Below are 20,527 nucleotides of genomic sequence, written 5' to 3'. Positions count from 1 at the left end.
CCATGTTTGCACTGAACTCCCAGCGTCCGATGACGAAGAGCCTGCGCGTGCTCGCAGCGGTACTCGGCTACCCGAATGCGCAACTGCGCAGCGACCTGCCGGAGATGCGCGCGCTGCTGCAGGAAGAGCGCGTCCTGTCGCACTCGCGCCTGGCCGAGCTCGATGCGCTGATGGACATGTTGTCGCGTGCCGATGCCCTGGAGGCCGAGTCCGACTACGTCGATCTGTTCGACCGGGGCCGCGGCACCTCGCTGCACTTGTTTGAGCATGTGCACGGCGATTCACGCGAGCGTGGCCCGGCCATGATCGACCTGGGCCAGACCTACGAGAAGGCCGGCCTGATCCTGGCCGAGGGCGAACTGCCCGACTACCTGCCGGCGGTGCTGGAGTTTGTTTCCACGCAACCGGTGCGCGAGGCGCGCGCCTTTCTCGGCGAGATGGCCCACATCTTCAATGCCATCTTCGGTGCCCTGCAGCATCGCGACAGCGCCTACGCCAGCGTGCTCGGCGCGCTGCTCGAGCTGGCCGGCGAGAAGGCGCAGCCGGTCAAGCCGCCGGCCGAGGAGGCGCTCGACGAGAGCTGGGCCGAGCCGGTCGTGTTCGATGGCTGCTCGACCAAGGGCCAGGCCAAGCCGGGGCAGGCGCAACCCATTCACATCGTGCGGAAGCGCGACATGGCACAAGGAGCATCGTCATGAAAGGCACGTATGGCTTTCTCTTCCAGGTCTATCCGTATGTCTGCTTCATGGTGTTCGTGCTGGGCAGCCTGATCCGCTTCGACCAGAACCAGTACAGCTGGAAGAGCGACTCTTCCCAGATGCTGCGGGCCGGCACGCTGCGCTGGGGCAGCAACCTGTTCCACTTCGGCGTGCTGTTCCTGTTCTTCGGCCACATGGTGGGGCTCTTCACGCCGCACAGCGTCTACGGCATCTTCATGAGTGCGGCGACCAAGCAGTTGCTGGCCGTCGTGGCGGGCGGCATCGCGGGCGCATTCTGCTTCGTCGGGCTGACGCTGCTGCTGTACCGGCGTGTGTTCGATCCACGCATCCGCCTCACCAGCCATCCCACCGACATCGCGGTGCTGGTGGTGCTGTGGGTTCAGCTCGTGGTGGGACTGATCACGCTGCCCTTCTCGTGGGCGCATGCCGACGGCAGCGTGATGCTGATCCTGGCCGACTGGGCGCAGCGCATCGTCACGCTGCGGCCGGTGGATGCCACCGCGCTGGCCGCCTTGCCGTGGCCCTATCTGTTCCACATCGTGTTCGGCATGACGATCTTTCTGCTGTTCCCGTTCAGTCGGCTGGTGCATGTGTGGAGCGGCTTCGGGACGGTTCGCTTCCTGTTCCGGTCACCCCAGGTCGTCCGCAGCCGCCGGCTGAACGTGCCGGCCGGCCACAACGAGCCGCGCGAGCCCCGCGCCGGCCTCTGAGCCCCAGGAGAAAACCTTCATGAATGTCGAAACTATCCAATCCGGCGCTGGCGTCGGCGCAGTGGCCAAGGCCGTGTCGCCCCGGGTGGCGCGAATCAATGGCGTGCTGCTGCACGGCGAGACCGAAGTGCTGTCGACCGAGGAACTGCGCCAGCGCGGGTGTTCCGAGCTGCTGCGCCAGGCCGCCATCCAGGGCGGGCTGCTGGCGCCCACCGATGTCGCGTCCGGCGACGGCATGCTCAGCGAGGCCGCATCCCAGGCCATCGACGCGTGGCTGGAGCGCGAGCTGCAGTTGCCCGACCCGTCCGAGGAGGCCTGCCGGCGCCACCATGCCGCGCACCCGGCGCGCTATCGAACGGGCCAGCGCGTGCTGCTGCGGCACGTGCTGTTCGCAGTGACGCAGGGCATGGACGTGGTGGCACTGCGCAATCGCGCCGAGGCCTGCCTGCTGGATGTCCGCTGCCACGACGGCAAATCGAATGGCAGCGCAAGCGCCGGTTTCGAGCGGGCCGCACGTGAGCTGTCCAATTGTCCGAGCGGAGAGCAGGGCGGCGAGCTGGGATGGCTGACCCCGGCCGACTGCGCCTCCGAGTTCGCCCGCGAGATCTTCGGCCATGTCGAGGTCGGCGTCCTGCCGCGCCTGGTGCACAGCCGCTTCGGCCTGCACGTGGTGGAGGTGCTGGAGCGCGAGGGCGGTGAGCCGCAGTCTTTCGAGTCGGTGCGGGGCGCGGTCGAGATGGCGCTGCGCCAGCAGACCTATGTGACGGCGCTGCGCCAGTGTCTTCAGGTCCTGGCCGGCCAGGCCGTGGTCGAGGGCGTGGACCTCGATGCGGCGGAGACGCCGCTGGTCCAGTAGCCGCGGCAGGCGGCGCGCGATGTCAGATGAGGGGCAGGCGCCGTTCGGGCACTCATCGAATGCCTCAGGCGCGCCTGGCCTGCCGCTGTCGATCACGCAGCCCCCGCCCTCGCAGGGCTCCTGAGCAAGCTCACGACACTCCCGGCCAACGCGGCCAGGGCCGCGATCGTCAGGCCCCAGTGCACGGCGCTGTGCGGCGACAGCAGCCCGAACATCAAGCTCATCAACAGGCTGCCGAGGGTCAACCCCGTGAGCCGTGCGGTGCCTTGCGCGCCGCCGGCCGCGCCGCTGCGTTCCCTGGGTGCCGAGAGCAGCATGTTCTGGTTGTTGGGCGTCTGGAAGAAGCCGAAGCCCAGGCCGGCGAGGCTCGTGAACAACGCGATCGGCAAGGCCGGATTGCCGTGCAGCGGCCACAGGGCACACAGGGCCAGACCGCTGGCGAAGCACGCACTTCCGGCTGCGCACAGCCAGGCGCTCGGCACGCGCTGGGCCAGGCGTGCCGACAGCGGCGCGGCCAGAATCACCGCCAGAGGCCAGGGGGTCATCAAGAGGCCGGTGGTCACCGCGCTTTGGCCGAGCTCGTGCTGGATGTAGAACGGCAGCGCCACAAGGCCGGCCATCTGGCCGGTGAAGCAGAAGACAGAGGCAATGATCGAGACCCGAAAGGAATGCACGCGCAGCAGGTCGAGCGGGATCAACGGCGCCGCCTTCGGCATCTCGCGCCGTACCAGCAGAGCCATGCAAACGGCCGACAACGCGAGCAACACGCCACCGTGCAACGGATGCGCCACGAGCCGGTCACTTCCCATGACGAAGGAGGCGAACATGCCCGCGCTAAGCGCAATGCTCCACACGTCGATGCGGCGCGCCGAGCGCGGCGGGCTCGGCAACGCCGCGCAGGCGGCAAGCACGAGGAGGCCAATCGGCAGATTTACCGCAAAGAGCCACGGCCAGCTTGCGGCAGAGAGTATGAAAGCGCCAAGCGTTGGCCCCGACGCTGAAGCGGCCGCCACGGCGAGCGCATTCCAGGCGATGGAGCGCGCCAGCAATCGACGCGGATAGGTGAAACGCAACAACGCCAGCCCAAGGGGCATCACGGCCGCACTGCCCAGGCCCTGAAGGCACCTCGCGGCCACGAGCCATGGCAGCGACGGGGCCAACGCGCACAACACCGACGCCGCAGTGAACAGCGCCACGCCGCCAGCGAACACGCGCCGATACCCGAACCGCTCCCCGACAGCGGAAGCCGGCAACAGGAACATGACCACGGCCAGCTGGTAGGCGGTGATGATCCAGACAGCGTCGGCGGGTTGCGCCTGCAACTGCTCGGCAATGGCTGGCAGCGCGATGTTGGCGATGGCGCCGTCGAGCACCACCAGCACGCCCGCGCCCAGGATCGCGGCGACGGCTGCAAAGCGCCGTGGCAGCGGCAGGCCATCGGCGTCATGCACTGCGTTGGCGTCGTTCACCGCCTGGGTTTCGACGGTGCGGGCAATGGTGGAAGAAGAGTTCGGTCGAAGCGTAGATGACGACATGTTTGGGCGACTGGAAGGGGCACGCTCTATTGCGCCAAGCCAGCTTAGGACTGCGCACAAGGCTTGCCCAGCGCGTGGCGCGCAGCTTGTTCCTGCATGCGGCGCCTGTCGAGATCCTCACAACCGTGCTAGGTTCAGGGCATGCCCACAGATGCCGACCTGAACCTGCTGTTTGCGCTGAACGCACTTCTTTCCGAAGGCAGCGTCGCGAAAGCCGCCGAGCGCCTGGGCCTGAGCGAGTCGGCAATGAGCCGGGCGCTCGCGCGGTTGCGGGAATCGACAGGGGACGAGCTGCTCGTGCGTGCGGGGCGCGCCATGGTGCTCACGCCGCATGCGCTGGCACTGCGCGACCGCGTGAGGGAGCTGGTGCAGGAGTCACGCGCGGTACTTCAGCCCGCCGGCACGAGCATGGACCCTCGCACGCTGCAGAACTTGTTCGCGATACGCGCCAACGACGGCTTCATCGAGGCCTTCGCGCATCAGCTGGTGGCGCGTGCCGCGCGCGAAGCACCCGGCGTTCGCCTGCGCTTCGCGCCCAAGCCCGACAAGGACGTTCGCCCCCTGCGCGAGGGATTGCTCGATCTGGATGTCGGCGTGCTCGGCGAGTCCGGCCCGGAGGTGCGCGTGCAGGCGCTCTACCGCGACCACTTCATCGCGGTGGTGCGCGAGGGCCACCCCCTGCTGGCCAAACCCGAGATCACTGCCGAGCGTTATGCCGCGTGCGACCACGTGGTCACATCACGCCGTGGCCGAGCCGTGGGGCCGGTGGACGACGCGCTCGCAGCGATGGGCCTGGTGCGCAATACCGCGGTCGTGGTGCCCAGCTTCAGCACCGCCTTGTCGATAGCGGCCGCGACCGATCTGGTGGCACTGATACCGTCCTCGTACTTCGAACACCTGAGGGCGAGGGGCACACTGCGATCATTCCCGCTGCCGATGCCTACGGAGCAGATCACTGTGTCGCAGATGTGGCATCCACGTCTTGATCGGGATCCTGCGCATCAGTGGCTGCGTGGGTTGGTGCTGGAGGTTTGCCGGCCGCCGCATGAGCAGACAAGAGCGCCGTGATTGCGAATCAGGGCTGCACGGTGAACGACTCGAGCTCCGCAGTATCGCGCTGGCTGATGCCGCCACGCTGGTTGATTGTTTCGAGCACAGACTTGATTTCCCGCTTGGCCTCCGGCACATACCAAAAAGCCCTGTAGAACCTGCCCGTCAGTGGTTCTGGCGTGGTCGGCGACCGCGCTTGTGCGATGGAAGTGCCACCTGCCGTGCCGGCTTGGACTACGGAACTGGCTACGGCGTTGGTGCGCTCGAACTCGTTGTACCACTCGCCGTCGGCCTCGATTTTCAGTGCCTTGAAGGTGCCTGCAGGCACTGTGACTTCCTCCCAGCCGATCACCTTGTAGTCCAGCTTGTTCCGAAGGAGCTTCACGTTGGGTGTCGGATGCTCTTGCGTCACGGCGACCTCCCATGTCTTGCCGACGCGCAGCGGAAAATCGAAATACTTGTTGGTCGTAGTCGTCCTGCCGTTGATGCTTACCATGCGACTCCAGTCTTTCTCGAAGGCAGTCTCGGTAGCGGGGAGGTTCGAATCGACTGGCTTGGTCGCGAGGACCATCCCGGTAGAACTGACACGTTGGATCGTGTTCTCCCAATGACGGATCGACGAGCCGGCCGGCGGCTTCTCGACCTTCAGGCTGTAGACCCACTTGTCGCCCTCATGCAGCGCCGGGGCAGGCGCCTCTTGCGCCCAGCCAATGGTTGAACATGCCAATGCACCGGCCAACACTATTGCTGAACGAGTCATGCATACCTTCTTTTTTTGCGGAATCTGATATTCCAGCGCAGCAATCCCTTCGCCTACCTGACTAGAACGGTGGAGAGGTTGGGCGGCCACCACGGAAGCCCCTGGACGGCTGCGTCGACCACCAGGAGGGAATCGCCGACAAGTTCCTCGTTCACCCCATGATCGCCGGCCACGGCCCGACCCTGTACCAGCTGCGCCGCGGTGCCCATCAAGGACGATCGTGCCTGATGTCCGGGGCGGGCGTCGAGGAGACACCCTGCGCCTTGGCGGCGCTCGATTGCGCAGCCATCGCCGCCTTGAAGCCCGGTCGCGCCTGCAGAAGCTCCCAGTAGGCCGCCACCGAGGGGGTGAAGCGCTCGGACAGGCTCAGGTGTTCGGCCAGCAACAGGGCGTAGCCGACCGATACGTCCGCCGCAGTGAAGCGGCCTGCACAAAGATAGTCGCGCACGGCGAGCCGCGGCTCCAGCGTTCGCAGGCGTGCCAAGAACCACTTGGCATAGTCGTCAGCGACCTGCGGCTGCTTTCGCTCCGCCAACTCGAAGTGTGCGTACCGCAACACGAGCGTTTGCGGAAAGGTCAAGGTCGCCTCGCCGAAATGAAGGTAGTTGAGGTACGGCCCGAAGTCTGGCTCGTCACGACCTACATCCAGTTGGCCCGCCGAGAATTGCGCGGCCAGGTATTGGCAGATCGCGGCCGATTCGGTCATTCGAATGGCGCCGTCGGACAGCATAGGCACCGTGCCGAGCGGGTTGACCTCGAGATACGGCCGCGACAGCACGCGCGGTGGAAAGGGCAGCATCTTGAGGTCGTAGGAAAGCCCGATTTCTTCAAGCATCCAGAGAGGCCGGAACGAGCGTGCGCTGACGCAATGGTGCAGGGTGATCATGTTTCGGTGTCAACTGCTTATCGGGGGGCAAACAAGGATTCGATCTCACCGGCAGCAGAGGCGATGCGTGCCTGCATGCCTTGCAAGTATTCCGCCGACGAATACCGTGTGCTGGTTCCCGAGAGTGAGAGCGCGCCGAGCAACTTGCCTCTCGCATCGAAGACCGGCGCGGCGACGGCCGCAAGTTCCGGTTCGCGTTCTCCAAGGCTTGTCTGTACCACGTCCGGGCCGTCAGCAGGCCGACCTCCTTCGTACAGCCTCAACACCCGTCCTCCAGCTCCGCGCTCTGTCGGCAACACGTCCCCGACTTTCAAGACGTGGCCGACTGCATGGTGGCCGGCTGCAAGCGCCACACACAGGCGCAGATCGCCATGCCTCACAAAGAAGCTCGCGGTCTCTCCCGATTCCTTGGCGATCCGATCGATGACCGGTTGTACGACCGCTGCAATCCCCTGCGTGGTGTCGCCCGTGGCCTCGAGAACAGCAGTCGCCGGTCCCAGGCGATAGCGCTCATCGGCATCCTTCACGGCAAACGAATACCGCATCAAGGACCGCAGCAACCTTGACGCTGTGGCCTTGTCAAGCTGGGTTGTCCGAGCCAGGTCGCTGAGCTTCTGCCCTTCGTCTTTGCGCAGCGCCATCAAGAGCCGAAGTCCGCGTTCGAGCGCAGTGACCCCAAGGCCCTTTGGAGGGGCAGCCTGGGGGGTACTTTCGTTGATTGACATCAGATGCCTCAATCCTTATAGTTTCATCCAACGAGCATAGCGGATCATCTGATGAAACACAACAGCAATTTGAGTAACGCAGAACTGCCTCTGGCCGGCGTGAGAGTTCTTGATTTCGGCCACACGGTCATGGCGCCGACCTGCGGGCTCATCCTTGCGGACCTGGGTGCCACGGTCGTGCGTATCGAGCGCCTTGAAGGCGACCCGACACGCAGCCTGGCGGGTTTCGGTTCGGGCTTTTTTGGCTACCTGAACAGAAACAAGGAAAGCGTGGCGGTGGATCTGAAGAATCCGCAGTCGCGTCCAATCCTGGAAAACGCCATCCAGTGGGCCGACGTCCTGATCGAGAACTTCGGACCCGATGTCATGACGCGCCTGGGCTACGGCTATGCCGCTGCCAGCGCGTTGAACGAGCGGCTGGTGTACTGCTCGCTGAAGGGCTTCTTGCCGGGCCCCTATGAAGCGCGCACCGCGCTGGACGAGGTCGTGCAGATGATGGGCGGCCTGGCGTACATGACCGGTCCGGCCGGACGCCCGATCCGGGCGGGTGCATCGATTGTCGACATGACGGGTGGCATGTTCGGCGTCATCGGCATCATGGCCGCTCTTCGCGCACGCGAGCAATCCGGGCGCGGCGCCTTCGTCACCAGCGCGCTGTACGAAACCACGGCCTTCCTGGTCGGGCAGCACATGGCGATGGTGCAGCTGGGCGGCACCGACCTGGTCCCCATGCCCGATCGAACGCAGGCTTGGGGCGTGTATGACCTGTGCCAGTGTTCCGATGGCCAGATGTTCATCGGCCTCACGAGCGATGCGCAATGGCTTCGCTTTTGCAACGAGTTCGGTCTCGACGATCTGCGCGACGACCCGCGATTGGCGAACAACACGGCTCGCGCGGCCGCCCGGAGCTGGATGCTGCCGCGCTTCAACGAGGCGTTGTCGGTTTTCTCGATGGCGCAGGTAGAGGCGCGCTGCATTCGGGCCCAGGTTCCGTTCGGACCTGTGCGCACTCCCCTCGACCTGCTGGACGACGAGCACCTTGGCGCAAACGGCTCCTTGCTGGATGTCTGCGTCGAAGGCAAGCATGCAGCACTCCCGGCAATGCCGTTCCGCATCAACGACCAAAAGCCAGCGGTTCGCCTGCAGCCACAGAGCGTGGGCGCGCAGACGGCCAAGTACCTCGAGGCCTGGGGATTGTCGGCGGCGGATTCGCGCGATCTCTTTGCAACCGGCACCGTCGCCGGCCCGCATTGAACGCGCAAGAACGCGTCATGCCGCGACGCAGCTAGCCCCTCAAAAAGAAACAATCACGCGCGCAAATCAACCACATGGAGACAACATGCCCCACCTGAACCGAAGAATTATCGTCACCGCGTTTGCAGGCCTCGTTGCCACCTTCGCGCCGGCCTACGCAGCCGAGCCCTATCCCAGCAAGCCCATTCGGATGATCACGCCGAACTCGGCCGGTTCCGGCGCCGACAACATGACGCGTCGTCTGGCCGACCAGATGTCCAGGGCATTGAAGCAGCCGTTCGTCGTGGAGAACATACCGGGCGCCGGCGGCGTCGTGGGCACCGAGGCCTTGCTGCGAGCTCCTGCCGACGGATACGCGATCGCGCTCATCAGCTCGAACTACGTCGTCTTTCCCCACGTCTACAAGAAGCTGACGTTCGATGCCATGAAGGACATCACACCGATTGCAGGCGTCGCGACGGCGCCCATGGTTCTGGTCGCGCGTTCGGATCTGCCCGCGAACAATGTCGGTGAACTGAAAGCGCTCGCGTTGAAGCAACCGAACAAGCTGACGCTGGGTTCCTCCGGCAACGGAACCATTCTTCACCTTGCTGGCATGTTCATGCAGGACAAGGGGCACTTCTCGCTGTTGCACGTTCCGTACAAGGGCGTGGCGCCGGTTCTTCCCGATCTGGTCAGCGGCGTCGTCGACGTGGCTTTCATGTCGTATGCGGCCGTCGAAGGTCTGGTCCAGCAGGGGCGTCTGAAAGTGTTGGCGGTATCGAGTGCCAAACGGGCCCCTGCGCTGCCCAATGTGCCCACCCTGTCTGAAACCATTCCCGACTGCGTCCTCGAAGCCTGGTACGCCGTGATCGGCCCCAAGGGGATGCCGCCAGAGGTGGTCGGCAAGCTCAACGAAGTCATCAACACAACACTGCAAAGCCCCGCCTTCCAGAAACAGATCGCGGCCGAAGGCGCACTGGTAGCGCCCATGACCCCGAATCAATTCAAGGTGTTCATCGCGTCCGAGTACGTCAAGCACGGCGAACTGGTGGGACGCTCCGGTGTCGTCATCCAGTAAAGGCGGGTTGCCATGACGCCGCGCACGCTGTTCCAGAAGCTCTGGGATCAACATCACATTGCCGACCTTCCGGGTGGCGAGTCGCTGATCCACATCGACCGGCACCTGCTGTACGAGATCACGAGCGCCCAGGCATTCGAGGGCTTGCGATCCACCGGACGCACCGTGCGCAATCCGGAGCTGACCTACGGAACCACGGACCACCTCATTTCGACGGAGCGCGGCCGCGGAGACGACACGGTCGAGGGGGGAAAAATACTGATCCAGGCTTTCCGGAAGAACACGCGCGAGCACGCGATCCGGCACTTCGATGTGCACGATCCGCAGCAGGGCATCGTTCACGTCGTCGCGCCCGAACTCGGCATCGCGCTTCCCGGCGTCACGCTGGTCTGTGGGGACAGCCACACCGGAACCGTCGGCGCGCTGGGTGCGTGGGCCTGGGGCATCGGTACATCGTCTGTCGAGCAAGTTCTGGCAACACAAACCCTGGCCGTGCGCAAACCGAAAACGATGCGCATCCGTGTGGATGGCGTGCTCGGCGATGGTGTCACCGCCAAGGACCTCATCTTGTATCTGATCGGGCAAATCGGCACCGCGGGTGCAACAGGGTACGCACTGGAACTGTCAGGCCAGGCCATCTCTGCGATGCCGATGGAAGGAAGATTCACCTTGTGCAACATGGGTGTCGAAGCGGGAGCCAGGACAACGTTGATTGCACCGGACGACACCACGTTCGACTACGTCAGGGGACGCGAATTCGCGCCCGCCGGCGATGCGTTCGAGATGGCTGTTTTGCACTGGCGCGAGCTTGCGAGCGATGAGGGAGCCACTTACGACGCCGAGCTCCACTTCGACGCCAGCGTCGTCGCACCGCAAGTGACGTGGGGTACCAGTCCGGAGCAGGTCGCCGCCATCGATGCACTCGTGCCCGACCCGGCGCACATCGCGGACAAGGAAGAGCGGGACGCCGCGCAACGCGCCATCGAATACATGGACATCCGGCCCGGGGCGCCATTGCTTGGCCTGAAGATCGACAACGTCTTCATCGGTTCTTGCACCAACAGCCGCATTTCAGACCTGCAAGCCGCGGCTGCTGTCGCACGAGGCCGCAAGGTTGCCGCGCATGTGCGGGCCATCGTGGTTCCCGGGTCCATGAGCGTGAAGCGGGAGGCGGAAGCACTCGGCCTGGACCGCATCTTCCTGGATGCAGGTTTCGAGTGGCGCGAGCCGGGGTGCTCGATGTGCGCTGCCGTCAACAATGATCGGGTCGCGCCGGGCAGCCGCTGCGTGTCGACTTCCAACCGCAATTTCGAAGGACGCCAGGGGCCAGGTGCGCGCACGCATCTCGCCAGCCCAGCCGTGGCAGCCGCTGCAGCCATCGCCGGCAAGCTGGCCGATACCCGCAACCTCGGAGCAAACTGATGGAACCGTTCGTTCAATTGCAAGGCACTGCGGCGCCGTTGCCCAGGATCAACGTGGACACCGACGCGATCATCGCCGTCCAGCATGTCTACACGCTGTCGAAAGCCGGGTTGGGAAAGTATCTCTTCCATCGATGGCGATACGCTGGGGACGGCACCGAGACGCAAGAATTCGTGCTGAACCGGGAGCCTTTCCGGCGTGCCTCGATCCTCGTCGCGCGCGCAAACTTCGGATGCGGCAGCTCTCGGGAGCATGCGGTATGGGCACTTGCCGACTTCGGTTTCCGCAGCATCATTGCTCCGTCGTTCGCATCCATCTTCTACGAGAACTGCATCAAGAACGGCATCCTGCCAGTGACGCTGCCAGAAAGCGCCGTGGAAGAGCTGTTGGCAATGCTGGAGCGGAACCCCGGCGAAACAGTGACGGTGGATCTGCGCTCATGCCAAGTGGTGTTTCCGGATCGAACGATTCATGCCTTCGAGATCGACGAAGCACGGCGAGACACCCTGCTGCAGGGGCTGGATCCGATCACCCTTGCCGAAAGCCACGAGGAAGACATCGCCGCCTACCAGCGCAGGGACCGCCAGGCACGCCCGTGGGTGTGGGCGCAGCGCATTGATTTGATGAACAGGCTCTCATGAATACATCCACACCCGTGATCATTCGCGAAGTCGGCTTGCGCGACGGTCTTCAAAGCATCGCCAGGACGATTCCAACCGAGCAGAAACTCGAATGGCTGCATGACGCATACGCAGCCGGACTGCGTGAGATCGAGGTCGGCTCCTTTGTGCCGGCACGCCTGCTCCCCCAGCTGGCGGACACGGCGGACCTGGTGGCGAGCGCCAAGAGGCTTCCAGGACTGGTGACGTCCGTGCTGGTTCCCAACCTCAAGGGTGCGCAAGCCGCGCTGGAAAGCGGCGCAGACGTCATGCTGCTTCCCCTGTCCGCGAGCCATGCCCACAGCCTGGCCAACTTGCGCAAAACGCCCGACGAGGTGGTGGCGGAAATCGCCCGCATCCGCAGCCTGCGCGACAGTAGCGGATCAGCCTGCTTGCTCGAGGTCGGCCTCAGCACGGCGTTCGGTTGCACGATCCAGGGCGCCGTCGCTGAAAGTGAAGTTCTGCGGCTGTTGCACGCCGTGCTCGATGCGGGCGCAGACCGCGTTGGGTTGGCCGACACGGTGGGCTATGCACAGCCGATGCAGGTGAAGCGCTTGTTCGAGAAGGGTTTCGCCGTTGCCGGCGATCGCCTGGCATGCGGACATTTCCACGACACGCGGGGCCTGGGCCTGGCCAACGTGTTTGCGGCGTGGGAGGCCGGTGTCCGCCGGTTCGATGCCTGCACCGCCGGCATTGGCGGATGCCCACATGCACCGGGCGCAAGCGGCAATGTATCCACGGAAGACACGGCCTTCCTTTTTGCAAGCATGGGCGTGCCGACAGGGCTGGATTTTGATGCGCTCATCGCACTGCGCGCCAGGGTTGCGCAGTGGTTGGAAGGCGAGACTCTTCACGGCGCGGTGTGGCGTGCGGGGCTGCCCAAGACGATGCTGCCTGCAGCTTAGGTGCTAAGCGCCGGCTCGATGGTCGATCGACGCAGCGTCATCGCGTTGGGCCTGCGATCCAGCCGCTGCTGCATTCGTTCGATCACCGCTTCATGCTCCCAGCGACGGATGCGCCTCCGCGTTGGAGGTCATTGACTTCGGCACGAAGGCTGTGATTCCGGCCTCCTCGCAAGCCTTGATCTCTAGGTTGTTGAAGTAGCCACGGTCGGCGAACGCCTGCAGCTGCAGCACGCAGGCCTGATACAGGCAGCCTGCCGCAGCTATGCCAAGAATGATGTTGGCGCAGCAGACGCCGACGCACGGTTTGCAACCCGGGTCAGCGTTCCAGATTCACGAAGCCAGTTTGCCGGCGGCGGCGATGATCTGCGCCGGGGTCGGAAAGATGGAGATGCTGTTCGGCCCCGCCGGTGCCTCGATCTGCACCCATGAGACGATGCCCGCCGCATCAACCAGGAAGTGCCCGGTGAGTTGAGTGGGGTGGGTTGCCAAAATTGCATGATCGGCTTCAGACATCTCGAAGCCGTCCTTAGCGTTGAGTGCCGGATTGCACTCCAGCGGATTCAGCGGTTCCGGCAGCTCGCCGGTCGGGTTGACGCGTGCCGCTGCGAATTCCGCCATGCTTGCGCGATACGGCCATTCGGGCTTCTCGTTGCTGCCATCAGGGAGGAACTCGATTCGCGGCACGCCGAAGGCCCGGTGCGTGAGGCAATCCGGGTCGCTCAGAAGGGTCACGGGCGTCGGCCGGTAGCGGGAATACTTGCGGGCGTTCTCGATCGGCGTGTTGATCACAGCCACGGTCTCGACCCCAGCGGCGCGCAAGGCAGGCTGCAGGGCGCCAAGCTGCGCCACCTGACGCCGGCAGAACGGACAATGCAGCCCTCGAAAGAAGCCGATCAAGAACGGGCGACCGCGCAAGCTGGCGAGCGAGACCATGCCTTCGCGGTTGGCCGCGGGAAGCGAGAACTCGGGCGCTGTTTCCCCCGGCTGCAGGGGGCGTTTCTGGTCTCCCACGAAACTTCTTTCCTTTAATTTGTCTTCGGGTGTAAGACGGAAGTTCGACCGTATCACTTGTCGCAGGGAGGCACAACGCCTGATGTTGGATGTCTCGTTCGCTTTTGCTCCAAGGGCAAGCGGGTAGTGGCGATTTCAACACCTCGAGGAGGGCGAGGTGCACGTCTTCGAGCCGCGCAGCGAAGCGCAAGTTTGACCTTCGTCAAACCCACGTTCGCGGCGTGCCACTACCGTGAACGATTGCCACAGATGCGGCGCACATGCGCCTTGCCGCTGCCCACATGACCACTGCCCTCCACATCGACCCAGCCACCCACGCCGCAGACAGCACAGACAGCGCCGCTGCCGCCGACCAACTGAAGGCGTTGCTGCGCGAATGCGGCCTGAAGCCGCTGCGCCTGGGTGAGCGGACCCTGCTGCCGATCGTCCAGGGCGGCATGGGCGTCGGCGTGTCGGCGAACCGGCTGGCCGGCAGCGTCGCGGGGCTCGGCGCGATGGGCACGATCTCGTCGGTCGACCTGCGCCGCCATCATCCGGACCTGATGGCGCGCACGCGCGAGCTGGCACCGGGAGCGGCCGCCACGCGCCGTGCCAAGGAAGACATCAACGCGGCCAACCTGGAAGCGCTTGCGCGCGAGATACATGCCGCGCGCGAGCGTTCGGGCGGGCGCGGCCTGCTCGCAATCAACGTGATGCGCGCGGTGGGCGAATACGCTCCCTCGGTGACGCGCGCGCTCGAATGCGGGATCGATGCGGTGGTGGTCGGCGCCGGCCTGCCGCTCGACCTGCCCGATCTCGCGCAGGATCACCCCGGCGCGCTGCTCGTGCCCATACTTTCGGACGCGCGCGGCGTGCAGCTGCTGGTGCGCAAGTGGGAGCGCAGGAAGCGCCTGCCCGACGCGATAGTGATCGAACACCCGCGGCTGGCCGGCGGCCACCTCGGCGCCGCGAAGATCGCCGACCTGGCCGACCCGCGCTTCGACTTCGAGAACGTCATTCCGCAGTCGCTCGCCTTCCTGCGCGCCGCAGGCATCGAGAAGGAGATCCCGCTGATCGCGGCAGGCGGCATCCGCTGCTTCGAGGACATCGCGCGCGTGCAGGCGCTGGGCGCCGCCGCCGTGCAGCTTGGCACGCCCTTCGCCGTCACGCACGAGTGCGATGCGCACTCCGAATTCAAGCGCGTGCTGGCCGAGGCGAGCGACGAGGACCTGGTCGAGTTCACGAGCGTGGCCGGCCTGCCCGCGCGTGCCGTGGCAACCCAGTGGCTGAAAGGCTACCTGAAGGCCGAGGCAAAACTGCAGAGCGTGGCGCACGTCAAGCCGCGCTGCACGCTGGCCTTCGACTGCCTGGCCCAATGCGGGTTGCGCGACGGGCTGGCCGGTTGGGGCCAGTTCTGCATCGACACCCAGCTGGCAGCAGCCCTGCGCGGCGACGTGAAGAAGGGTTTGTTCTTCCGCGGCGTCGGCACGCTGCCGTTCGGCGAGCAGATCCGCAGCGTGCGCGAGCTGCTGGCCCGGTTGCTGACGCGGCAGGACGCCGCGCTTTCGTTGGGCGTCAACGCGGCCTGAGCAGGCAGCATCGCGCCCTCGTTGGCTCAGCCAATCTGCACGGGCTGGCCCGCGCCGTCGAAGGCGACGAAACCGGCGATGCCGCCGGACTTGATCGATTCGACCATGCGCTGGAGCGGCGCTTCGGCCTGTGCGCTGGTCGGCTCGAGGCCGGCGCTGCCCGAGATCGCGGCAGTGAACACGAGATCCCAGGTCTGGCCGAACTCCCGCGACTCCTCGCACAGCGTGTCGAAAGATTCCAGTTCGTCGGGTGTCTTGTCGACACACATCAGCGGCGTCAGCGTGCCGCCCTGGCCGGCCTGGAAGCTCTCGCGCTGCTCGGGCGTCGCGTCGTCCGGCAGGCCCGCTGTGGCAAAGACGAACAGCAGGCGCTGCGGTTGCGCCTGTTCGCGCGCAGAGCGCAGCAGATCGTTGAAGCTGGAAATCATGGGGGGCTTTCGGTGTCCGGTAGAGGAGGGGGGGGCGCTGGCGCCGGGCGGCCGGTGGCCCGTGTGCAGGAAGGAGCATCGTGACCAGCAGCGACGCGTCTGTCAACGCGTGCACCGCCGATGGGCCTACCATGGGTCGATGCGTCCCATCGCGAAGCTGCTCTGGCGGGTGCTGGCACTGGTCTTCCTGGCGCTCGGCGTGCTCGGCGTTGTCCTGCCCATTCTGCCGACGGTGCCTTTTCTGCTTGCGGCCGCCTGGGCGGGCAGCCGCGGCTGGCCCGCGCTGGAGCAGTGGCTCCTGGAACACCCCCGCTACGGCGTGTACATCCGGCAATGGCGACAGGGCGGCGCCGTGCCGCGCCGCGCGAAGTGGGCCGCGACCGTGATGATGGCTTTCAGTGCGGCCGTGCTGCTCTTCACGCCCGCGCCGACCGCCGTGAAGGTTGGCGTACCGCTCGTCATGGCGATTGTCGCAATCTGGCTGTGGAAACGGCCCGAGCCTTGAGCCCCGGAGCGCGCCTGGTCAGGCCTTGACGATCGTCTCGAGCAGCAGGGTCTGCATCATGCAGCGGTGGTTTTCCGAACGCCGAAACGCGTCCAGCGGGCCGGCCGGCCCGCTCAGCGACCAGTGCGAACCATGGGCCGCATCCACCACCAAGGTCGCGTCCTCCGATTCCGCCAGGCCGACCTCCCGCGCGGCGCGCAGAAAGGCGCGTGCCCGCGCCGTTGTCGGGTCGCCGAGGAACCGGATCGATGTGCCTGGCGCCGGCCGATGCTCGCAGAGGGTCATGAGATCCGCCAGCGCCCTTGCCGGATGGTCGTCCAGGCCCAGTCCGGCGTAGACCGGCACGCCCGCCTCCTGCTCGATCTGGCGCACGGTGGCCGGCGCCAGTGCGGCGCAGTCGATCGCGTCGTACATGCGCCCCAGCATTCGCGCCAGGCCGCGGATGCCGTCCCGCGCGAAGGCCGGCCCGCCCGGGTCGGCGAACCGGACTTCGGCGACCCGGGCGCCGAGTTCCAGCGCGGCGCGATGCAGGGCCGACTGCTCCTCGCCGGGCGGGGTTTCGAGCAGCAGCGCCAGGTTCTTGCCGCGCAGCGGCTGGCCGAGCGTGCCCGCGCTGGCATCCGCACGCAGGCGGCGGGCCACCGCAAAGATCGCCAGGATGTCTTCCGCGGCCGGTGGCTCGTCTGGCAACGAGTGGTGAGAGGGAGGGGTGAGAACGGATTCCACACCGGCGAAGGTAGTGCCTGCTGCGATCCGGGCCTTGATCGCCGTCAACAATCCGGCATCCCGCACCCGCCGATACCGACCGGACACAGAGCATTCACGCACTGTTACGGAGGAGGCGGCCGCATTGGCGCTCCAGTTACCGCGGTTTTCTAAGCTTCAAGCCATCGATCTGCAAGGAACAACAAGCGATGACTACCGAAGCAACAAGCGTTACCCAGGGCCACCGGTCAGCCGTGCGGCGCATCGCCGACATGCTGCAACTGCTGCAGGACAGCGTTCCGATCCAGCGGCGCGTCGTCCGCGCAGGCGATACGGTCTACCAGGTGGGTCAACAGTTCGGTTGCCTCTACGTCGTGAGTTCGGGTTTCTTCAAGATGGTCAACCTGTCGGGAGAAGGGCGCGAGCAGGTGGTCGGCCTTCACTTCAAGGGCGACTGGCTCGGCCTCGACGGCATCGCGACGGCGCAGTACGGCTGCGACGCGGTTGCAATGGACACCGGCGAGGTCTGGGCCATCCGCTACGACGAATTGCTCCAGGCGGCCATTCGCACGCCGGCGCTGCTCACCGCGCTGCATGAAGCCATGAGCCGCGAACTCACGCGCGACCACGACTCGATGCTGTCGCTGTGCACGCTGCCAGCCGATGCGCGCGTGGCCGGCTTCCTGCGCTACTGGGCCGATGCGCTCGCGCAGCGCGGCCTGCGCACCGACCAGTTCACGCTGCGCATGACGCGCGCCGAGATCGGCAACTACCTCGGCATGACGCTGGAGAGCGTGAGCCGTGCGCTGTCGCGGATGGCACGGGGCGACGTGATCCGCTTCACCGAGAAAGGCCGGCGCGACATCCACATCCCGCAGGTGGAGGCGCTGACGAGCTTCATGCGCAGCGCCGCGCCGATGAGCGCGGCGGCGCTTCACTGAGCTTCACGCAGCCGCGTTCAGCACCCGCGCCATGGCGCGCTCGAGCTCGATGCGCGTGTAGGGCTTGCGCAGCAGCTCCCGGCCTTGCGGCTCGTCGAGCAGCTCGCTCGAATAGCCCGACATCAGCAGCACCGGCAGGCCGGGCCGCCGCGTGCGTGCCGCGTCCGCCAGTTCGGTACCGCGCATGCCGGCGCCAAGCAGGATGTCGGTGAGCAGCAGCCCGATGTCCGACTCCGATGCGAGCACGCGCAATGCTTCTTCGGCGTCGGCGCAAGCGACGACTTCGCAGGCCATCGAGGCCAGAAACCGCTGCACCACGCTTCGCACTTCGGCGTCGTCCTCGACCAGCAACACGCGCAGTCCCGCGGGCACGCTGCCCGGTGCCGCGGCGTCGAAGGCTTCGTCGTCGACACCGTCGCCTTCGGCGCGCGGCAGGTAGAGCGTCACCGTGGTGCCTGCGCCGGGCGCACTGTCGAGACTGACGGCGCCGCGCGACTGCCTGGCAAAACCATAGACGGTCGAGAGGCCGAGACCAGTGCCGCGGCCGGTCTCCTTGGTGGTGAAGAAGGGCTCGAAGGCGCGTTCCTTCACGGCTTCGGGCATTCCGTCGCCGGTGTCCGAGATCGAGATCGCCACATAGCCGTGCGCTTCGGCCGGTTCGCGCTCGGCATCGAGGTTCACGGGCAGCGACCGCGCCAGGCGGCAGGTGAAGGCGAGCGTGCCGCCGAGCGGCATCGCGTCGCGGGCGTTGATGGCCACGTTCAGCAGTGCGGATTCGAGCTGCCCCGGATCCGCCAGGCACAGCGCGTCTTCGGCATCGAGCGTGATGACGACGCGCTGGTCCAGCGTGCGGCGCAGCATGTCGGTCAGCGAATGCAGCAGGGCGGCGGTGTCGACGATGGTGGGCTGAAGCACCTGGCGGCGCGAGAACGCGAGCAGCTTGCTGGTCAGTTCTGCGCCGCGCCGGGTGGCGCGCGCGGCGGCACCGACGAGTTGCTGGATCAACGGATCGGCGGCATAGGCGGGCGCGTCCTCCAGCACTTGCAGGTTGCCCGAGATGATGGTCAGCAGGTTGTTGAAGTCGTGCGCGACGCCGCCGGTCAGCTGGCCGACGGTTTCGAGCCGCTGCGCATGGTTGAGTGCCTCTTCGCTGGTCGCGCGCTGCAGCACGGTTCCGAGCAGGCTCGACAGCGAATCGAGAAAGCGCAGCTCGTCGTCGCCGAAGCGCTTGGGGGTGCGCGAGCGCACGGCCAGGGTGCCGATCGTGCGGCCGCGATCCGACAGCGGCACGGCAAGCTCGCTCGCCAGCCCGTGCTCGATGGCACGCGGCGAAAGCTGGAAGCGCTGCTGCTGCGCATAGTCGTTCACCAGCAGTGCCTTGCCATCGGCGATGACACTGCCGGAGGGCGAGCTGGGCGCATTGGGAATTCGATCGCCGACGGCGAGATCCTGGAGCGGGCCGGTGACGGCGGCAACCCGGAACTCGAGGCCGCTGGGTTCCAGCAGCAGGATCTCGGCGGTCTCGACCTGGAGCGCTTCGGCCGCGATCGCAGGGACGAGCTCCAGCAGTTCCTTCGGATCCCGTGCGTCGACTGCGAAGCGGCCGAACTGGGCGAGATGCTCGGCATAGCGGGCTCTCTGCATGGCCTGCTTGACGCGGGGATAGGTTCCCACGCTGCGGATCGCGGCCACGACATAGGGCAGCCCGTGGCTCTGCAGCGGGCTCAGGGCGATCTCGACCATCACCTCGCTGCCGTCGCGCCGCTTGGCGACCAGGTCCATCTGCATGCCCATCGGCCGGGCGCGCGGGTGGTCGGCGTAGGCGTTGCGGTAGGCCGCATGGCGCGGGCGGATCGCGTCGGGCACCAGCGCGTCGACCGAGAGGCCGACCAGTTCGTCGGCCGTGTAGCCCAGCAGATCGACCGCGGCCGGATTGGCCAGGGCGATCTGGCCCTGGAGGTCGACCAGCAATAGCGAGTCGGGGTAGGCGGCGAAGAGCGAGCGGAATACCGCGCCGTCGTCGAAGCCGGGAACGAGGGAGCTGCGCTCCATCAGGCGGTCTCGACCCTGGGAACCAGGATGTAGCCCGCGCCGCGAACCGACTTGATGATCTGCGGATTGTTCGGGTCGGCCTCGAGCTTGCGGCGCAGCCGGCCGATCTGGACATCGATGGTGCGGTCGAAGGGGCCGCCGTCGCGGCCCCGGGTGTGTTCGAGCAGGAAGTCCCGCGACAGCACGCGGCCCGGGTGGGCCGCCAGCGTGTTCAGCAGATCGAATTCGCCCGTGGTCAGGGCCACCTCGTTGCGGCCCGGATCGAGCAGGCGCCGTGCCGCGGTGTCGAGCTCCCACTGCGCGAAGCGCAGCAACGTCGAGGCTTCAGCGTTCGGCTTGGCCGGCCCGGCTTCGGCCGGTTCAAGACGGCGCAACACGGCCTTGATGCGCGCGACCAGTTCGCGCAGGTCGAAGGGCTTGGTCACGTAGTCGTCGGCCCCGATCTCCAGGCCGACCACCTTGTCGACCGCATCGCCCCGGCCGGTGACGATCACCAGCCCGCAGCGCCAGTGCTCGCGCAGCTGGCGCGCGATGACAAAGCCGTCCTCGCCGGGCAGGCCCAGGTCGAGCAGCACGAGCATGGGCGCATCGTGCGCCATCAGCGCCATGAGCGCCTTGCCGGAATGCAGCTGGCTGACCCGAAAGCCGTGGCCTTGCAGATAGGTTGCGAGCAGCGTGGTGATTTCGACCTCGTCGTCGAGGACGGCGAGGTGCGTGGGAGAAGTCATCGGGGCATGTTAGCCCTTGAAGCGCGCAACCTGACAGCAATGTCATCC

Annotated in this window: 21 protein-coding genes and 1 pseudogene; 12 read left to right on the top strand and 10 right to left on the bottom strand. The window is 66.1% G+C overall.

The window, feature by feature from the left end:
• Positions 1-2 precede the first annotated feature (2 nt).
• Genes narJ through QTI05_RS00885 form a run of 3 tightly spaced genes read left to right on the top strand, consistent with a single transcriptional unit; the run spans position 3 to position 2,285 of the window.
• Entirely contained in the window at positions 3-698 is a 696-nt protein-coding gene (gene narJ, locus QTI05_RS00895; RefSeq protein WP_286622570.1) for a nitrate reductase molybdenum cofactor assembly chaperone, read from the top strand.
• Positions 695-1,429, top strand: a complete 735-nt coding sequence (gene narI, locus QTI05_RS00890; RefSeq protein ID WP_286622569.1) for a respiratory nitrate reductase subunit gamma — start codon at positions 695-697, stop codon at positions 1,427-1,429. Before narJ ends, narI begins: the two co-directional genes overlap by 4 nt.
• Positions 1,430-1,448: 19 nt before the next feature.
• Positions 1,449-2,285: a peptidylprolyl isomerase gene (locus QTI05_RS00885; protein ID WP_286622568.1), complete on the top strand. Its 837-nt coding sequence runs from the start codon at positions 1,449-1,451 to the stop codon at positions 2,283-2,285.
• A gap of 92 nt (positions 2,286-2,377) precedes the next feature.
• Here QTI05_RS00885 and QTI05_RS00880 read toward each other — a convergent pair whose 3' ends face one another.
• Positions 2,378-3,820: an MFS transporter gene (locus QTI05_RS00880; protein WP_286622567.1), complete on the bottom strand. Its 1,443-nt coding sequence runs from the start codon at positions 3,818-3,820 to the stop codon at positions 2,378-2,380.
• A 141-nt stretch (positions 3,821-3,961) separates the two neighbouring features.
• Between QTI05_RS00880 and QTI05_RS00875 the strand changes: the two genes are divergently transcribed.
• The gene (locus tag QTI05_RS00875) at positions 3,962-4,888 is read left to right on the top strand and encodes a LysR family transcriptional regulator (protein ID WP_286622566.1); all 927 of its coding nucleotides are present in this window, start codon (positions 3,962-3,964) and stop codon (positions 4,886-4,888) included.
• 7 nt (positions 4,889-4,895) lie between these two features.
• On the opposite strand, the gene QTI05_RS00870 is transcribed toward QTI05_RS00875, so the two are convergent.
• The 3 genes from QTI05_RS00870 to QTI05_RS00860 form a co-directional block, all read right to left on the bottom strand.
• Positions 4,896-5,723 (bottom strand): hypothetical protein, encoded by an 828-nt coding sequence (locus QTI05_RS00870; protein WP_286657775.1) that lies wholly within the window; start codon positions 5,721-5,723, stop codon positions 4,896-4,898.
• A gap of 115 nt (positions 5,724-5,838) precedes the next feature.
• A complete protein-coding gene (locus QTI05_RS00865; protein WP_286622564.1) occupies positions 5,839-6,516 on the bottom strand; it encodes a glutathione S-transferase family protein in 678 nt (225 codons plus the stop codon).
• Positions 6,517-6,533: 17 nt separating this feature from the next.
• Positions 6,534-7,241, bottom strand: coding sequence for an IclR family transcriptional regulator (locus tag QTI05_RS00860; protein WP_286622563.1), 708 nt, complete (start codon positions 7,239-7,241; stop codon positions 6,534-6,536).
• A 69-nt stretch (positions 7,242-7,310) separates the two neighbouring features.
• On the opposite strand from QTI05_RS00860, the gene QTI05_RS00855 reads away from it, so the two are divergent.
• The 5 genes from QTI05_RS00855 (at position 7,311) to QTI05_RS00835 (ending at position 12,541) form a co-directional block, all read left to right on the top strand.
• Positions 7,311-8,495 (top strand): CaiB/BaiF CoA transferase family protein, encoded by a 1,185-nt coding sequence (locus QTI05_RS00855; protein ID WP_286657774.1) that lies wholly within the window; start codon positions 7,311-7,313, stop codon positions 8,493-8,495.
• Between the two features lie 85 nt (positions 8,496-8,580).
• Entirely contained in the window at positions 8,581-9,555 is a 975-nt protein-coding gene (locus tag QTI05_RS00850) for a Bug family tripartite tricarboxylate transporter substrate binding protein (RefSeq protein ID WP_286542666.1), read from the top strand.
• 12 nt (positions 9,556-9,567) lie between these two features.
• Positions 9,568-10,977, top strand: coding sequence for a 3-isopropylmalate dehydratase large subunit (leuC, locus tag QTI05_RS00845; RefSeq protein WP_286542668.1), 1,410 nt, complete (start codon positions 9,568-9,570; stop codon positions 10,975-10,977).
• Positions 10,977-11,618 carry a 3-isopropylmalate dehydratase small subunit gene (gene leuD, locus QTI05_RS00840; RefSeq protein WP_286542670.1) on the top strand — a complete coding sequence of 214 codons (642 nt, stop codon included), beginning with the start codon at positions 10,977-10,979 and terminating at the stop codon, positions 11,616-11,618. Before leuC ends, leuD begins: the two co-directional genes overlap by 1 nt.
• Entirely contained in the window at positions 11,615-12,541 is a 927-nt protein-coding gene (locus tag QTI05_RS00835; protein ID WP_286622561.1) for a hydroxymethylglutaryl-CoA lyase, read from the top strand. Before leuD ends, QTI05_RS00835 begins: the two co-directional genes overlap by 4 nt.
• On the opposite strand, the pseudogene QTI05_RS00830 reads toward QTI05_RS00835, so the two are convergent.
• Both QTI05_RS00830 and QTI05_RS00825 read right to left on the bottom strand, forming a co-directional pair.
• Positions 12,541-12,766 (bottom strand): annotated as a pseudogene (locus tag QTI05_RS00830) (hypothetical protein); the annotation flags it as partial. The gene QTI05_RS00835 and the pseudogene QTI05_RS00830 sit on opposite strands and share 1 nt — an antisense overlap.
• Positions 12,767-12,871: 105 nt before the next feature.
• Positions 12,872-13,552 (bottom strand): peroxiredoxin-like family protein, encoded by a 681-nt coding sequence (locus tag QTI05_RS00825; RefSeq protein WP_286622560.1) that lies wholly within the window; start codon positions 13,550-13,552, stop codon positions 12,872-12,874.
• Between the two features lie 281 nt (positions 13,553-13,833).
• Here QTI05_RS00825 and QTI05_RS00820 point away from each other — a divergent pair, with 281 nt between their 5' ends.
• Complete coding sequence (locus QTI05_RS00820; RefSeq protein ID WP_286622559.1) at positions 13,834-15,120, top strand: NAD(P)H-dependent flavin oxidoreductase; 1,287 nt, start codon at positions 13,834-13,836, stop codon at positions 15,118-15,120.
• Positions 15,121-15,146: 26 nt separating this feature from the next.
• Here the strand turns inward: QTI05_RS00820 and QTI05_RS00815 are convergent, their stop codons facing one another.
• A complete protein-coding gene (locus QTI05_RS00815; protein WP_286622558.1) occupies positions 15,147-15,548 on the bottom strand; it encodes a ribonucleotide reductase subunit alpha in 402 nt (133 codons plus the stop codon).
• A 139-nt stretch (positions 15,549-15,687) separates the two neighbouring features.
• Between QTI05_RS00815 and QTI05_RS00810 the strand changes: the two genes are divergently transcribed.
• Complete coding sequence (locus tag QTI05_RS00810; protein WP_286622557.1) at positions 15,688-16,053, top strand: YbaN family protein; 366 nt, start codon at positions 15,688-15,690, stop codon at positions 16,051-16,053.
• Between the two features lie 18 nt (positions 16,054-16,071).
• Here the strand turns inward: QTI05_RS00810 and QTI05_RS00805 are convergent, their stop codons facing one another.
• Entirely contained in the window at positions 16,072-16,779 is a 708-nt protein-coding gene (locus QTI05_RS00805) for a Rossmann-fold NAD(P)-binding domain-containing protein (protein ID WP_286657773.1), read from the bottom strand.
• 188 nt (positions 16,780-16,967) lie between these two features.
• On the opposite strand from QTI05_RS00805, the gene QTI05_RS00800 reads away from it, so the two are divergent.
• On the top strand, positions 16,968-17,699 hold the full coding sequence (locus QTI05_RS00800; RefSeq protein ID WP_286542680.1) for a Crp/Fnr family transcriptional regulator: 732 nt from the start codon (positions 16,968-16,970) through the stop codon (positions 17,697-17,699).
• A gap of 3 nt (positions 17,700-17,702) precedes the next feature.
• Here QTI05_RS00800 and QTI05_RS00795 read toward each other — a convergent pair whose 3' ends face one another.
• Positions 17,703-19,751 carry a GAF domain-containing protein gene (locus QTI05_RS00795; RefSeq protein ID WP_286622555.1) on the bottom strand — a complete coding sequence of 683 codons (2,049 nt, stop codon included), beginning with the start codon at positions 19,749-19,751 and terminating at the stop codon, positions 17,703-17,705.
• Positions 19,751-20,479 carry a winged helix-turn-helix domain-containing protein gene (locus QTI05_RS00790; RefSeq protein ID WP_286622554.1) on the bottom strand — a complete coding sequence of 243 codons (729 nt, stop codon included), beginning with the start codon at positions 20,477-20,479 and terminating at the stop codon, positions 19,751-19,753. The genes QTI05_RS00795 and QTI05_RS00790 overlap by 1 nt, the downstream gene beginning before the upstream one ends.
• Between the last annotated feature and the right edge of the window lie 48 nt (positions 20,480-20,527).

Source organism: Variovorax fucosicus, assembly GCF_030316825.1.
Taxonomy (GTDB): domain Bacteria; phylum Pseudomonadota; class Gammaproteobacteria; order Burkholderiales; family Burkholderiaceae_C; genus Variovorax; species Variovorax fucosicus.
Note: the sequence above shows the minus strand (reverse complement) of the source record. Positions and strands in the feature narration are given on the sequence as shown.

What these genes read in the sequence shown, in the direction of transcription:
- QTI05_RS00875 (WP_286622566.1), top strand. Translation starts at nt 3,962, where the DNA reads ATGCCCACAGATGCCGACCTGAACCTGCTGTTTGCGCTGAACGCACTT.
- narJ (WP_286622570.1), top strand. Translation starts at nt 3, where the DNA reads ATGTTTGCACTGAACTCCCAGCGTCCGATGACGAAGAGCCTGCGCGTG.
- QTI05_RS00865 (WP_286622564.1), bottom strand. Translation starts at nt 6,516, where the DNA reads ATGATCACCCTGCACCATTGCGTCAGCGCACGCTCGTTCCGGCCTCTC.
- QTI05_RS00885 (WP_286622568.1), top strand. Translation starts at nt 1,449, where the DNA reads ATGAATGTCGAAACTATCCAATCCGGCGCTGGCGTCGGCGCAGTGGCC.
- QTI05_RS00850 (WP_286542666.1), top strand. Translation starts at nt 8,581, where the DNA reads ATGCCCCACCTGAACCGAAGAATTATCGTCACCGCGTTTGCAGGCCTC.
- QTI05_RS00820 (WP_286622559.1), top strand. Translation starts at nt 13,834, where the DNA reads ATGACCACTGCCCTCCACATCGACCCAGCCACCCACGCCGCAGACAGC.
- narI (WP_286622569.1), top strand. Translation starts at nt 695, where the DNA reads ATGAAAGGCACGTATGGCTTTCTCTTCCAGGTCTATCCGTATGTCTGC.
- QTI05_RS00800 (WP_286542680.1), top strand. Translation starts at nt 16,968, where the DNA reads ATGACTACCGAAGCAACAAGCGTTACCCAGGGCCACCGGTCAGCCGTG.
- QTI05_RS00790 (WP_286622554.1), bottom strand. Translation starts at nt 20,479, where the DNA reads ATGACTTCTCCCACGCACCTCGCCGTCCTCGACGACGAGGTCGAAATC.
- leuD (WP_286542670.1), top strand. Translation starts at nt 10,977, where the DNA reads ATGGAACCGTTCGTTCAATTGCAAGGCACTGCGGCGCCGTTGCCCAGG.
- QTI05_RS00815 (WP_286622558.1), bottom strand. Translation starts at nt 15,548, where the DNA reads ATGATTTCCAGCTTCAACGATCTGCTGCGCTCTGCGCGCGAACAGGCG.
- QTI05_RS00795 (WP_286622555.1), bottom strand. Translation starts at nt 19,751, where the DNA reads ATGGAGCGCAGCTCCCTCGTTCCCGGCTTCGACGACGGCGCGGTATTC.
- QTI05_RS00880 (WP_286622567.1), bottom strand. Translation starts at nt 3,820, where the DNA reads ATGTCGTCATCTACGCTTCGACCGAACTCTTCTTCCACCATTGCCCGC.
- QTI05_RS00835 (WP_286622561.1), top strand. Translation starts at nt 11,615, where the DNA reads ATGAATACATCCACACCCGTGATCATTCGCGAAGTCGGCTTGCGCGAC.
- QTI05_RS00810 (WP_286622557.1), top strand. Translation starts at nt 15,688, where the DNA reads ATGCGTCCCATCGCGAAGCTGCTCTGGCGGGTGCTGGCACTGGTCTTC.
- leuC (WP_286542668.1), top strand. Translation starts at nt 9,568, where the DNA reads ATGACGCCGCGCACGCTGTTCCAGAAGCTCTGGGATCAACATCACATT.
- QTI05_RS00860 (WP_286622563.1), bottom strand. Translation starts at nt 7,241, where the DNA reads ATGTCAATCAACGAAAGTACCCCCCAGGCTGCCCCTCCAAAGGGCCTT.